Origin of the sequence: Blautia sp. RTP21359st1_E11_RTP21359_211015, from assembly GCF_040910705.1 — a bacterium.
Lineage (GTDB): Bacteria > Bacillota > Clostridia > Lachnospirales > Lachnospiraceae > Blautia_A > Blautia_A fusiformis.
In genome coordinates, this window is sequence record NZ_JBDGAB010000010.1 from 62,539 (window position 1) to 77,104 (window position 14,566).

Annotated in this window: 12 protein-coding genes and 1 other annotated feature (1 of these 13 cut by a window edge); all 12 genes read right to left on the bottom strand. The window is 44.5% G+C overall.

The window, feature by feature from the left end; genetic code table 11:
- Nucleotides 1-200 (bottom strand) — a binding site (T-box leader) (it extends 47 nt beyond the left edge of the window).
- A gap of 86 nt (nucleotides 201-286) precedes the next feature.
- The 12 genes from AB5026_RS05525 to AB5026_RS05580 all read right to left on the bottom strand — a co-directional run bounded on the left by AB5026_RS05525 (nucleotide 287) and on the right by AB5026_RS05580 (nucleotide 14,429).
- Complete coding sequence (locus AB5026_RS05525) at nucleotides 287-1,684, bottom strand: sodium:alanine symporter family protein (protein ID WP_015525503.1); 1,398 nt, start codon at nucleotides 1,682-1,684, stop codon at nucleotides 287-289.
- 201 nt (nucleotides 1,685-1,885) lie between these two features.
- Nucleotides 1,886-2,914, bottom strand: a complete 1,029-nt coding sequence (locus AB5026_RS05530; protein ID WP_022427235.1) for an alpha/beta fold hydrolase — start codon at nucleotides 2,912-2,914, stop codon at nucleotides 1,886-1,888.
- A 212-nt stretch (nucleotides 2,915-3,126) separates the two neighbouring features.
- Nucleotides 3,127-3,663, bottom strand: a complete 537-nt coding sequence (locus tag AB5026_RS05535; protein ID WP_022427236.1) for a nitroreductase family protein — start codon at nucleotides 3,661-3,663, stop codon at nucleotides 3,127-3,129.
- Between the two features lie 232 nt (nucleotides 3,664-3,895).
- A complete protein-coding gene (locus tag AB5026_RS05540; RefSeq protein ID WP_022427237.1) occupies nucleotides 3,896-4,828 on the bottom strand; it encodes a DMT family transporter in 933 nt (310 codons plus the stop codon).
- Nucleotides 4,829-4,832: 4 nt separating this feature from the next.
- A complete protein-coding gene (locus tag AB5026_RS05545; protein ID WP_022427238.1) occupies nucleotides 4,833-5,924 on the bottom strand; it encodes a hypothetical protein in 1,092 nt (363 codons plus the stop codon).
- The gene (locus tag AB5026_RS05550; protein WP_022427239.1) at nucleotides 5,905-6,639 is read right to left on the bottom strand and encodes a class I SAM-dependent methyltransferase; all 735 of its coding nucleotides are present in this window, start codon (nucleotides 6,637-6,639) and stop codon (nucleotides 5,905-5,907) included. Before AB5026_RS05550 ends, AB5026_RS05545 begins: the two co-directional genes overlap by 20 nt.
- A gap of 167 nt (nucleotides 6,640-6,806) precedes the next feature.
- The gene (locus AB5026_RS05555; protein WP_178817922.1) at nucleotides 6,807-7,484 is read right to left on the bottom strand and encodes a hypothetical protein; all 678 of its coding nucleotides are present in this window, start codon (nucleotides 7,482-7,484) and stop codon (nucleotides 6,807-6,809) included.
- A gap of 24 nt (nucleotides 7,485-7,508) precedes the next feature.
- Complete coding sequence (locus tag AB5026_RS05560) at nucleotides 7,509-7,931, bottom strand: MarR family winged helix-turn-helix transcriptional regulator (RefSeq protein ID WP_015525496.1); 423 nt, start codon at nucleotides 7,929-7,931, stop codon at nucleotides 7,509-7,511.
- 170 nt (nucleotides 7,932-8,101) lie between these two features.
- Nucleotides 8,102-10,075: a bifunctional UDP-sugar hydrolase/5'-nucleotidase gene (locus AB5026_RS05565; RefSeq protein WP_147603187.1), complete on the bottom strand. Its 1,974-nt coding sequence runs from the start codon at nucleotides 10,073-10,075 to the stop codon at nucleotides 8,102-8,104.
- A 47-nt stretch (nucleotides 10,076-10,122) separates the two neighbouring features.
- Complete coding sequence (locus AB5026_RS05570) at nucleotides 10,123-10,536, bottom strand: EamA family transporter (protein WP_147603186.1); 414 nt, start codon at nucleotides 10,534-10,536, stop codon at nucleotides 10,123-10,125.
- Between the two features lie 126 nt (nucleotides 10,537-10,662).
- Nucleotides 10,663-11,808 (bottom strand): AI-2E family transporter, encoded by a 1,146-nt coding sequence (locus AB5026_RS05575; RefSeq protein WP_368212941.1) that lies wholly within the window; start codon nucleotides 11,806-11,808, stop codon nucleotides 10,663-10,665.
- A 2-nt stretch (nucleotides 11,809-11,810) separates the two neighbouring features.
- Nucleotides 11,811-14,429 (bottom strand): cation-translocating P-type ATPase, encoded by a 2,619-nt coding sequence (locus AB5026_RS05580; RefSeq protein WP_368212942.1) that lies wholly within the window; start codon nucleotides 14,427-14,429, stop codon nucleotides 11,811-11,813.
- Between the last annotated feature and the right edge of the window lie 137 nt (nucleotides 14,430-14,566).

Here is a 14,566-nt window from a genome sequence, read left to right on the forward strand (position 1 = left end):
AACAAGCACGATTCTGCAACGTACCGGCATACGCGACTTCTGTAACGGGAAGCACCCGTGAAAACCTACTTACTTGTCTGAAACTTTCGGCTTTCCTTCTCAGGGATGATATTCAAGGCAGTTCCGCCGCTGCATCACACCAGTTACAGCTCTCTGAAGACGGTTCCTCTGTCTTTACTGATTCCCTTCACGGAATTTACTTCTGTTATGTGTTAACTCTTTAATGAGTTAAACCAATTCTAACTCTGTTTGTTTTGATAGTCAAGTTTTTTTTTCAAAAACTCCTTCAGGCGTTCTTTCCTTCTCCGGCGAAGTACTCCTTCACAAGCTTTACAACCACACCGGAAAGCAGGAATACTGCGATCAGGTTAGGGATCGCCATCAGACCGTTGAAGGTCTCTGCGATACTCCAGAGAAGTCCAAGGTCAACAGTTGCGCCGATGATCGCTACCAGAGAGTACAGTACCATAAAAGGTCTGATAGCTTTTTCCTTAAAAAGGAACTCCGCACATCTGGCTCCGTAAAGTCCCCATCCAATGATAGTGGAAAATGCGAAGCAGCACATGGCAACTGCTGTAAAGATGGAAACCCAGTTTCCGTATGTACTGGTAAAACCGCTGATGGTAAGCTCCGCTCCTGCTGCTGCGCCATAACCAACCGGCACCCCGCTGCAGAGGATGACAAGCGCTGTCAGCGTACAGATCACGATCGTGTCCGTGAATACCTCAAAGATCCCGAAAAATCCCTGTTTTACAGGTTTTCTGGTGTCTGCACAGGCATGTGCGATGGAACCGGTACCAAGACCTGCCTCATTGGAAAAAATACCTCTGGAAACACCTTTTTTCATACTCATGAAAAAGCTTCCTACTACGCCGCCTGTCACAGATGCCGGATTAAATGCCCCTCTGATGATAGCGCTGAAAACACCCGGAACATTTTTCCAGTTGATGATAACTACACCGACGGCAAGAATAATATAAAACAATGCCATAAACGGTACCAGCTTTTCTGTAACCTGGCCGATCCTTTTGATTCCGCCAAGCAGGATCATTGCCACAAGAATCGCAAGGATGATCCCCATAACAAGGTTTACCGTAGAAGTATTGTCTGCAGCGATCACATTGTAATTGATCAGTGCAGAATCAATAGCTGTTGTAATGGTATTAACCTGGGTTGCATTTCCGGTTCCGAAAACAGTAAGCACACCAAAAGCGGAAAACAGATATGCCAGCCAGTGCCAGTGTTTTTTTAGACCATTCTTAATGTAATACATTGGTCCTCCAACCAGATCTCCGTTGGCATTGGTTTCGCGGAAATGTACCGCAAGTGTTACTTCTGAAAACTTTGTACACATTCCAAGAAGTGCGGAAATCCACATCCAGAATACGGCTCCCGGTCCTCCGATGGCAATAGCACCTGCCACACCTGCAATATTTCCCGTTCCCACGGTAGCAGCTAACGCCGTACAAACAGCCTGAAACGGTGTCAGACTTCCATCGGAAGCTTCTCTTTTCCGAAGCATACGTCCGATAGTGACCCTGATGGCATAGGGAAATTTCCGAATCTGGAGAAAATTCGTGCGGATACTTAAATAAAGACCTACACCAATAATACAGATCATCGCAGGAACGCCCCAGATAAAATTGTTTACAGCAGCATTCACTGATTCAATAACAGATAACATTCTATAATCCTTCCCTTATTTAATTTTGTCTTTTTGGATTGTACGTTTGTCTGTACAAAAAGACGATTCGTTAGATTATATCACATTTTTTGTCGAATGTATAAGAGAAAAGCTTTATAATTTTACTATGATAAAGAAAGAAAGTGAATAAAAGCTGCCAATCCTGTTGTTAAATATGTGATACACATGTAGTAAAAATACTTATCTGTGATCAATATCATTTTCCGTATCGTCCAGAAATGTAAATATATATCCCCAGTATTTCTCCAGGATCTTACCTCTGCTTCCATAGATCTCATGCTTTGTTCCGATCATATGGATATAATCACAGCTTGTTTTTCCCTGGCGATTGATCTTTCCGGCAAAATTTTTCAGGGCACGGACAGACACCAGATCTTCCGTCTGGGCCTGGATGAGCAGCATTGGTGCCGTATATTTTTTCCATCCGTAGAGACGCAGATACCAGCTCATTTCCGCAGAAGCCCAGAGCCAGCCGTAGGATGGAGACCAGGTCTGGAGCTCCTTATGTTCTGCACGGAGATTTTTGTATCGCTCGTATCTTGGTTTTGATGTTGCGGAGCTTGTCTCAAAAGAACCGCTGCCATCGTAAGGCTTTCGGCCAGCTACATATTCCTCATCTTTTCCGAAAATGCATTTCTCCAGAGCTATGCCGGTGGCTGCCGGCCACGGAACATTATCTGTAAGAGGACGGATCATCGGAGAAGAAAGGATCACCTTGTGAAACCAGTCCGGCTCCCAGGCTGCAGCAATACCACCGATGGCACCACCCATGGAATGTGCATACAAGTTAAGTGACAGATCCGGATGTGCTTTCTTTATGTAGCGACATGCTTTCAGAAAATCGCGGATATATCTTCTCCATGTATCGATGTGGACCAGAGACGGGTCTGCGGTAAGACGATAGCTGCGGCCATGGCCGCAATGCTCCGGAATATATACATGATAGCCTTCCTTAAGAAAATAATAGGCCACTTCATCATATTTTACTGCTGATTCTGTGAATCCGTGGCTGATGACTACCACACCTTTAGGCATATCAATATCAGACAGATACTGCAGCATATGGATCTTACCTGTGATCCGTTTGCTTTCGTTACGAAACGGATAATCCGCACCCGGTACATAAAGTTCCCTTCTGTGAGACAGAAGATATGGCGTTACGATATTTTTCATGATTTCTTCGTATTCATTTTCATGTATGATCTGCATATTGGTTAAAAACCTCCCTTGCTTTTACTGTATTGCTTTTTTGCTTCTCCCAAACTCTGCTTTTCAAAACCCTTCCATGTTGTCACAGCTGTTTTCTTACAGGATAACAGAATTCACTCCTCCAGGCAATCCTTTTCAGACCATTTTGCTCTTTAACTTCCATTAAAAAATGCCCGGACATTTTGATGTATACCGGGCATTTCTTCTATTATTTAATAAAATCTCACAATATCTTCCACATCTTTACGTTTCGGTCTTGCAGGCTCTTCGGCTGCTTTTCCGATGGCGATCACTGCCATTACCGTTTCTGTTTCCGGAATGGAAAGGATCTCTCGGAGCTTGTCTCCGGCACGAAGTCCCATGATCAGGGTTCCATATCCAAGCTCCTTTGCCTTCAGGATCAGATTCTCGTTCTGAAGTCCCAGATCATAGCAGCCCCAGCCGTTTCCGAGTTCATTATCTGGTGTTCCGTCTTTCTGAAATCCGGCATGGTTATGTACAAAGGTTGTAACGATCAGGGAGGCATTCTCTGCTTTTGCCTGGTTCATTTCCGGCAGACATTCTCTGCTGACCTTCTCCACCATCTCTTCGGACATTACACAATAATATCTTCCGGTCTGGGAGTTTTTCCAGCTGGGTGCTTCCTGAGCGGCCCGGATCACTGCAAGAAGATCTTCTTTTGTGATCCTGCTCTCCGGTCTGTATTTACGGATGGTCCTTCTCTCTTCGATCAGTTTCTGAAATTCCATATTTTTCCTCCTTACTGTCCGGTGCCGGATCTGCTTCCGGATCCTGCAGTTATTCCGGCATGGATTTTTATGTTCACACTTTTTATGGAGCCATTTTAACACAATGCCGTATTGAAATCAATTTTTAAAACTCCGGCATCGTTACTGTTCATTCTGCGACCGTTACTGTTCACTCCGTTCTCAGCAACACGCTTCAAAAAATATTGCCTGGGAACAATAACTGCAATACCACTTATGAAGATTTTTTTTGATTTACCACATAAATTCCCACACAGACAAGAAACAGTGCGATGAGACTTCCCATATTAAATGCCTGATGTACCTCTCCCAGAACCAGTGCAGACAGGATCACACTGAACAGAGGATTTACAAAACCAAAGATCGCTACCCTGGATACATCATTCCAGGCAAGCAGCACTGACCACAGTGTATAGGCCACCGCAGACACCATTGCCAGATAAAAGATGATCCCGATACCGGCGGCATTTACCACTCCGAAATGTCCTCCCATCCCTTTTCCGATCAGGAACAGAATGATCCCGCCCATGGTAAACTGCGTTCCGCTGAGTACCACCGGAGATACCTTTCTGGAAAAAATATTGATCAGCACCGTGGACATTCCGTAAGAAAACTGCGCGATCAGAATAAATCCTTCTCCTGTAAGCCTAAAACCTGCATCCAGAGAATTTCCCATGAGATTGATCACGACCACGCCGGCAAAACCGAGAATGCAGCCAAGCATCTTTCGCCCGGTCATTTTTTCCTTGTGAAAAACAAGGCAGGACAGCAGGATCGCAATAAAATTCCCAAGACCTGTGATAATAGCGCCTTTTACACCGGAGGTATGTGCCACACCTATATAAAAGAAGAAATACTGACATACCGTCTGAGCCATACATACCGGCACCGCATATTTCAGAACAGTTCGATCCGGAAGCAGAACCTTGCGCTCACGCAAAGATGCAAAGATCAGTACAAGGATTCCTGCCAGTGCAAAACGCACACCTGCAAAAACGATCTGACTTGCCGTATCTGCAGAATCCATCTGCATCAGACGGTATCCTGTCTTGATCAGCGGGATCGCACTCCCCCAGAGAAGACAGCAGACGCAGGCAAGCGCTGCCACCACCCAGGTTTTTTTTAATATTGTTTTTGTTTGTTCCATTTGTTTATTCTCTCTTTCTCAAAACTTCTTCCATCTGACTGATCACAGCTTTTATTTCATTTATTGCACTGATACTTACGTCCCGGAAATCAATCTTTTTCCCCTTTCCGTATAATTCCGCCTCATAAGCGCTGGCTTTCTCTTCATCTTTATCCTTGTATCGGGCTTTTCCGATCAGCCAGGCACTGGAATCCGCATAGTCCGGATATTCCGTATTTCCCCGGATCAGAAAATCCTCTGAAGCTTCCGTCAATGCTGTTTTCAGTTTTTCTGCTTTATCCAGAAATTCTTCCGTTGTCTGCGGATAATGTTCTTTTATATAAAGGAGATTTTTATGAATACAGGTGGCACTTTTTTCCATTAGTTTCCGTTCTTCCGGATCTTTGAAATTATCATATTCCCCAGGCCGGACTTCCCATCCGCGGATGGATTTGCTTAATTCCATCAGCCAGTATACATGACGGGAAATATCGTCCGGAAACATAAAATACGTAGAAAATTCATGATCGATAATAGGTGCAAGACTTCTGATCCCGCCATCTTTATCACAGAGAAATGCTACATTTTCATAATGATAATTCTGGTCTCCCTTCAGGACAGAGATCAGTACCTGCATAGCAAGCTGTTCCGCCATTTCCCGATGCTCCTGCAAAAAATCAGCTTCAAAAATATCTCTATAATCATAAAACATCTGGCAATAGTTTACATAATTATCTATATCTACCTTTTCATCCGGATATTTCCTGAAAAACTCCAGAAGATTCAAAAGGGATTCCCCTTCTTTATAGGCCATGGGTACTGCCGTTCCGTAGTCAAGATATTTTTCATTTACTGCCTCATACCCTTCACAGATGGCCAGTTCATACCTGGGCGCAGGCATAAAATATTCATTAATGATCGTTGACCAGAACACCTCTGCATAAGCATACAGTGGCGTGGAAAATGGTTTGGATTTCGTCAGTGGCTTGAAAATCATATTTCCAGGAAATATGGGGAAATGTTTTTCCCCGCTTACCACGCCTACAGCTTCAGACTTAAGATTTCCGATTCGATTTTTGTATTGATAGTGTCTGACTTTATAATACATAGCAGTCATATCGTATTGCCTTCCCCTTCAATGTATAAGACGGCTCCCGGCCGGCAAGACATTCACTTTTCAGCGGACGCTTGACGATGATCTTATCCGGATTTGCTCTGATAGCTGCATCAAAAAGATCCTTTTCCCCGGAACACGGTGGTTCCAGCTTCTGGATCAATTGAAGTTTCTTGTTGATCAGGCTGGATTTCTGTCTTGCCGGAAACATGGGATCCAGATAGATCACGTCTACAGGATCAAGAAGCTTTGACATACCTTCTACACTGTTTCCCTCGATCACCTTCATACGACCGGCAATATCTTTCAGATCCATATTTTTCTTGGCACGGCGAATGGCATCTTTAAGAAGGGCTGCGATCACCGGATTCTGCTCGTACAGCGTCACCTCATAGCCCTGGGCTGCCAGAAGAAAGGCATCCTCACCCATTCCTGCCGTAGCATCGATGGCATTCCTTCCCTCCTTATCTGACTTCACCGCCTTCACCAGCATCTCATGCTGAAGTCTGCCTCTGGTAACTCTGTGAAGCATCGTCTCCACAAAATCCCCCTGATAGGTCAGCCCGAAACCGGACAGCGAAACGCCCCTGGAATCAAACCGCACCGTCAGAAAATCTCCCGGCTTATCCTGAAGCTGCGCTCCGGTCCTCCTGCAAAAGGCTTCCGCCATATCTCTCTGTCCGCCCTTTCCAAGACAGACTGCGATTTTATCATTCATTTCCTGATTCTCTCTTTCATGACTCTTTTTCATAAGCTCTTTCATTCTACAATTTTACAAAAGAAATTGCAATTCATCTCAAAAAAGGTGTCCGCAGACGTACCAAAATACGCTGCGGACATCCAATGTCTGATCCATAGTCAGGCGGTTACTTAATGCTTGCTGTCCTAAAACAGAAGCTGAAGTCCCATTGCAATGATCCACATATATGCACAGGTCTTTGGGATCATCAGTAATCCGACCTTGGGCTTTGTTTTGCTGAATAAGGTTACCGGAAGATAGCATCCAAAGGAAATGATGATCGCAGCAACCATTCTTGTCATGTGATACCCATTCGCATTTCCGGAGATCGCATACAGAATGATCACACCGATACCGGTAACTGCAAAAACTGCATTTCTCAGGATGGATAATTTCATATTTCCATCATCTGTACACCAGTTATTCTGAGGAAGGAAGCATACCACGATCCTGATGATCGCAGAGATCCAGATCATTGCTTCCACTGCTGCCGGTGCATTCAGCTCCGGGAAGGTAAGCTTCCATACATACAGTAAAATAATATAAAATACAGTCATCGTGATCGAGGATACCTGTAATCCGATTCCCAGCTGTTTCCTGATCCTCTCGCTGCTTCCATGGACAGCTCTGATGATCCTTGGCACCAGATGGAAAGCATCTCCGCCACAAAGTGTCAATGTCAGTACTCCGTAAAGGATAAACAAAGGATTACCCTTCGAAAATACAAAGAAAAGAATTCCTGCGATCAGATCGAATATCAAATATCCTGCGTCAAATATTGCCTCCATTATGTCCGGCATGTTTTTCTTACTATTTTCTCTCATGCTTCCTGCCTCTTTTTCATCATCTCACCTCATATATTTATCCGCATTTTCGCAGATCTTATGAAACACCTCTTTACAAATACGCTTCTCTTCCACTGTCAGGCCGTCCAAAGCGATTTTTGCAAATTCCTTCTGTGCTTTTATTCCATCTTCAATGATCCGATCTGCCTTATTTAATAAAACGATCTCGATATGCTTCTTATTGTCCGCACTCTGGATCCTTTCGATCAGACCTCTGCTCTCCAGATTTTTCAGAGAAGAGGACACGTGGGATTTCGTCGACTTACGGACCTTAACGATCTCAGCCGCAGTATTATGCTGTGGATTGTTGTGTAAAAACATAAGGATATCATATTCCATATGCGTCAGCTGATATTTCTCACATACACTCCCTGTGACTTTTTCATAACAGCTTGTTATCGTTTTATGCTGATCCCAGAAAAACATAGCCTTCCTCCATATCTTTTCGTTCTATTTAGAACGATTGTATGGCATTGTTCTCTATTTGTCAACTATAAAATATCTTCTTTCACCATTTATATATCTGCCACAAATAAAAGCTGCCGCTTTGCGATCTATCAACCGCTAAAGCGACAGCTTTCTTCTCAGCCGTATATTTATTTTGAATTTCTCTTTCCTTTTCTGACTTTGATCCTGCGGATCATCCTTCGGATCAGAAATACCACAAGCACAATGATCACGATAAAGATCAGACAAATACCTGCGATCATTGCCGAAAACTTATTCGGCTGCTTCACCAGATCAATGATATTTCTGCTGTCCTCCACAACCTTACGTCCATGTGTCGTCTCATAATATTCCGGCACATTGGCAATTCCGTCGCCGTCTGTATCCGCAAAGGACTGCATATATCTTGCGATCGCATCCCAGGCCTTTAATTCCCTGTCATCCTCCATGATCGCCTGATCTTCCAGATTTTCAATGGGATTCCCATCCCTGTCCTTCGGTTCAAGAGACAGTAGTCCATAGGACATTTTCATCACAGAACCAAGCATCTGACCGGTATACAGATCTGTCACAACATGATACAGCTTGTCATCCTGGATCTCGATCCGCTCTCCGTCTGCCCTGGTGAGATAACAATCTGTCACCTTATTCAGGATCATCCGATGTGGATTGTATGCAAAATTCAATCCACTGCAATATAACCTTGCCGTTGTCATAAAATCCGATACAGAAGCGTCCACCTCCGCTGCCAGCTTCAGCTCTTTTCCGGTCAGGTATGCACTGATCAGCGGATATCCGGCAACACCGTCCTTTCCGATCCCCAGTGAAAAGGAATTAAAAACATCCTCTACTGTGATATCGCCCTTTGTGTATGTGTCCCGCACGGTTCCGCTTGGAACAACGGCTACATCAACCGGATCACCATCATAATACTCGGAATTTTCCACTGCATATATGTATGCATCGGACATGATATCACCAAGATTCAACTCTTCGTGCTTCGTGCCCATTTCTTCCAGACTGTTGAATTCAACATCATTTTCAGCAAGAACCTCTTCCCTTGTATAGCCGAAATCGGCAAGATAATTCTTATCCACCGTATCCATCAGGGCATCGATCTGTTCCTGTGTCGCCTGGTCCGGTTTTACATCCTCAGAAACAGGGATCAGCTCATAGGATGTCAGCTCCCACCGTCCGTCCTGTTTCTGTGTCATGGAAAGTGATCCCAGATTTCTTCCGTATTCGCCGCAGGATACGATATATGTGTTCCCATGCTGAATTGCCTCTTTCAGCTCTGTGTGCGTATGTCCGCTGATGATCAAGTCGATATCCGGCACCTCTTTTGCAAGGATCTCATCCTCCGATTTGTTCTCATCCTCCCAGGTTCCTCCATGGGACACACAAGCGATCATATCCACTTTTTCATTTTTTCGGATCTTTTCTACTGTCTGTTTTACGGCCTCAACCGGATCCTTGAACTTTAATTCACAGGTCGGTGCACATTCTAGGGCATCCTTACCGAACACACCGACTACTGCAGCCTTTACATCTCCCTTTTGAACTACTACATAATCCTTCACACCGTAGGCTTCAAATGCCGACCGGATCTGCTTCTGACCATCGCTTAATCCATCCTGCTCCATGCTGTCCCAGTCCACGTTGCACACTACCAGTGCCGGCACTGTCTCACCGGAAGCCTTCGCGGCCTCCAGCATATTTGCCAGTCCCTTTGAACGATAATCATATTCATGATTCCCCAGAGTCGTCACATCATACCCAAGATATCCCAGCATCCGAAGCTCTGCCGCCTCCGTATCGTATACAGTCTGGATCAGTGTTCCCATGGAAAAATCGCCGCCATCCAGCACCAGGGTGTCCGGATCTTCCTGCTTCTTTTCATCGATCAGAGTTTTGATCCTTGCAAATCCGCCAACTTCTTTTTGCTCTCCATCTACGATGGTTGAAAAGCTGTTCAAATGCGAATGTGTATCATGGCTGAACAAAACATCGATCTGTTTTGCCTCGGCTGCTTCCACCGGAACATTCCATGCAAGAGGAAGCAGCAATGCAGCAATAAGCATGATCGCCAGCAGCTTTGCTGAAATTTTCTTTCGTGTTTTCATAACACTCTCCTTTTGTATATAGTTTTCTTATGCATTCTTATGCATTTTTACAAAACCATCAATAATGTTCCCACACCGATCAAAATACATCCCATCATCGATCTTGCTGTGAATTTTTCATGCAAAAAAACAAATGCCAGTACCAGTGTGATCACGACACTCAGCTTGTCTATCGGCACAACCTTGGATGCATCGCCTATCTGCAGGGCACGATAATAGCATAACCACGAAGCACCTGTTGCCAGACCTGAAAGGGTCAGAAACAGCCAGCTTTTTTTGCTGATTGCTGCGATCCCGCCCTGGGTATTTGTGAGGAAAACCATTCCCCAAGCCATAACTAGTACCACTATCGTTCGAATCGCTGTTGCAAGATTCGAATTAACACCGGCAATACCTATCTTGGCCAGTATGGAGGTCAGCGCCGCAAATACAGCAGACAGCAAGGCAAACACAAACCACACAGTAACTCCCCCCTTAAATATAAGATTTTCTTAACTATCCCAATACAAGTCCATCATATCATTTCCCCTCTGATATGTCACTATTTACAATTTCCTCTGCCGTATATTCCTCTATTTCTGTCTTTGTCACCTGTTTGATATGCTTTTTTTCAGGCGCAGATATACGAATTCCCGAAAGATAGTATAGAACACGGAAAGCAGCGGAATGAAAACAAGCATACCTACAATTCCCATAAGGTTTCCGCCGATCGTAACTGCTGCAAGAACCCAGATCGACGGAAGTCCTACGGATTCACCCACAACATGAGGATAGATCAGATTTCCCTCGATCTGCTGCAGCACCAGAAATACTATAATAAATAAAATTGCCTGTTTCGGATTTACCATAAAGATCAAAAAGCTTCCCACCGCACACCCGATGAAGGCCCCGAAAATCGGAATCAATGCGGTAAACGCAATCAAAACTCCGATCAAAAGTGCATATGGCATCCTCAAAATACTCAGTATCACAACAAACATACAGCCGAGGATCACAGCTTCCAGACACTGACCTGCAAGAAAATTTGCAAATGTCCGATAAGTCAGAGAACAGACTTTAAGAAAAGCATCTGCCTTTTTCTTTGGGAGAAAGGCAAAAAATACTTTTCGGATCTGCACATGCAGCTTCTCCTTCTGAAAAAGGACATAGCAGGCAAATGAAAAAGCAATAAAAAAGGTTGCCAATCCACTGACTATGGAACCCACTGCTGACATTGTGGTATTCATCATATTTCCTGCACCGTTTCCAAGAAGGCTTATCCCCCACTTGATCGCCTGATCCGGATTAAACTGTACCTGATCTACCAGCTTCATGATTTCCTGGTTATTATGGGAGAATTCCCGGATCCAGCTTTGCATCTGCGGAATAAAATCAGCGATACTCATCATCAGAGTTCCCATTGTCCGCGTAAGCTGCGGGATCACACCAAACATCACCAGTACGATCACGCCAACCGCAAATACGATCGTAAGGAACAGACTTATCGGTCTTGCCAATTTTGCACCTATCTTATTTTCTTTTTTTACCCTTCCAAAAATTTTCTTTTCCAAAAAGCTCATTGGCACGTTGGTCACAAATGCGATCGCTCCGCCAAGTACAAAAGGAAATGCGATCCCCCATATTGCTTTCAGCACATCGAGCACCACATCAAACTTCCACAGGGCGACCACAAGAAATGCTGTAAACACAATAAGCTCTCGGATTTTTTTTACAGATATTTTACTTATATCCACTATCATTCTCCTCTTTTTCTTAATTTCATGCGTATCCATTTAAGCAGCTGAATGATCGGAAGACTTGCAAACGCATACAGATATACACAGCCAAGCTGCATCAGATCCAACGTCTCTACTTTAAACAGGAGATGAAATCCTGGAATCGTCAGTACAACGGTAATGAGTACTGCCCCAAGTACAAATGCTCCCTGAAGCCATTTATTATTAAAGAAACGTTTTGTAAAGATAACCGGATGATCCGATTTGCAGTTGAATCCATGGAACAGACGTGCCAGACAAAGTATTCCGAAGGCATAAGTACTGCCACGCAGCGCACCATTCTGATGATATCCTGTCAAAAATCCGATCATCGTCATCATACCGATCACCAGTCCTTCCAGACCGATTTTACCAAGAAAATCCTTTGTCAGTATTGACTCGTCTGCTGATCTTGGTTTCTCATTCATCACCTCACTGCTGTGCGGCTCCACGCCTAACGCGATCGCCGGAAGACTGTCTGTCAAAAGATTGATAAACAGCAGATGTACCGGTGCAAAAGGAACCGGAAGTCCTGCAAGGGATGCACAAAGAACTGCCAGGATCGCACCAAAGTTTCCTGACAGAAGAAACTGGATCGCATACTTGATATTCTGATATAAATTTCGTCCGTTTTCCACTGCTTTTACAATTGTTGCAAAATTATCATCTGTAAGCACCATTGCTGCGGCATCCTTTGCGACCTCGGTTCCGGTCACTCCCATTGCAACACCAATGTCTGCCTGCTTCAGTGCCGGAGCATCATTCACACCGTCTCCGGTCATTGCCACGATCATCCCCTTCTCCTGCCATGCACGGACAATACGGATCTTGTGCTCCGGTGATACTCTTGCATACACAGAAATATTCGGGACAAATTCCTTCAGCTGCTCATCACTCATATTTTCAATATCAGCACCCTCGCAGGCCTCTGACAGATCATGTAGGATCCCGATCCTTTTTGCGATTGCCGCTGCTGTGATCTTATGATCTCCCGTGATCATGACCGGCCGGATCCCCGCTTTTATACATTCTGCAACTGCAGCCTTTGATTCTTCCCTCGGCGGATCCATCATAGCGATCAGGCCAAGAAATACCAGATGATTCTCATCTTCTGTCGTCAATACATGCTTCTCCGGAATTTCACGATAGGTAAATGCCAGTACCCGTAACCCTTCCATTGAAAATTCCTGATTCTGGCGCCGGATCTTTTCTTTATCTGCTTCTGTGATTTCCCGAACTCCGTCCTTTGTCCAGATCCTGTCTGTCAGCTCCAGAAGCCGGTCAACCGCACCTTTTACGATCATCCGGTTTTCATCATCAATTCTGTGAAGTGTTGACATCATCTTACGGTCACTGTCAAAGGGAAGCTCTCCTTCCCTTGGGTAAAGTGTTCTTACACCTGCAGCCTCGATTCCGTACCGGCTGCCCAGATTGATCAATGCCGTTTCCGTCGGATCTCCGATCTCCACTCCATTTTCATTTGTTGAATCATTACATAAAATGCTGTAGTCTAAAAGACATCTCTGCGCCGGATCTGCTACATCAATTGCATCTGCTGTGATTCTTTTTCCATCAATATAATAATCTTCTACTGTCATTTTATTCTGTGTAAGTGTTCCGGTCTTATCCGAACAGATAGCAGATACGCTTCCAAGACCTTCCACAGCCTGAAGCTTACGAATGATCGCGTGCTCCTTTGCCATCTTCTGTGTTCCGAAAGAAAGGACGATCGTCACGATGGAGCTTAAAGCTTCCGGAATCGCTGCGACTGCAAGTGCTACTGCAAACATAAATGCACTGCTGATCTTCTCACCGCGGAATACACTGATCGCAAACAGAATTCCGCAAAATATCAGGATCAGAATGGAAAGCTTCTTTCCAAAATCATCCAGATTCGCCTGAAGTGGCGTCTGTTTTTCCGAAGTTGATTTCAGAAGTCCCGCAATCTTTCCAACTTCTGTCTGCATTCCTACATTCGTTACAACTGCTCTGCCACGCCCATATGTGACAAAGCTTCCGGAAAACAGCATGTTTGTCCGATCACCAAGCGGTGCTTCCTCCAAAATAGTGTCCATACTCTTTTCAACTGCAAGACTTTCTCCGGTAAGGGCACTTTCATCGACCTTAAGACTTGCATTTTCAATCAGTCTTCCATCTGCCGGGATCATATCACCTGCTTCAAGAAGGATCACATCTCCTACAACCAGCTCTCTTGCCGGGAGCTGTACCGCCACACCATCACGCAATACCTTTGCCTCCGGTCCGGAAAGCTTCTTTAAGCTCTGCAGGGACTGCTCAGCCTTTACTGTCTGCACGGTTCCCAAGATCGCATTGATCGTGATAACGATCACGATAACTGCTGCACTTTCCACATCTCCAAGCATACCGGATATCACTGCCGATGCGATCAGGATCAGCACCAGAAAATCCTTATACTGCTCAAAGAAGATCTGCAAAATACTTTTTTTCTTTCCTTCTGCAAGCTCATTCCATCCGCACTTCTCTCTGGACCGTCTGATCTGTTCATCGGTAAGCCCTGATTCCCTGCTTTCCACACGCTCGAGAACTTCCTCTGCTGTCTGCTGATAAATTTCCTTCATTACCTTTACCTCCTTTTTTGCAAATATTCACCAACTGTAATTTTTTTATGCAATAAAGGATTTTTTTGATAAATGATATAAAAAAAGAAACCCTTATTGCATAACAAAAAATGCAATAAAAGTCTCACCATTTCCCT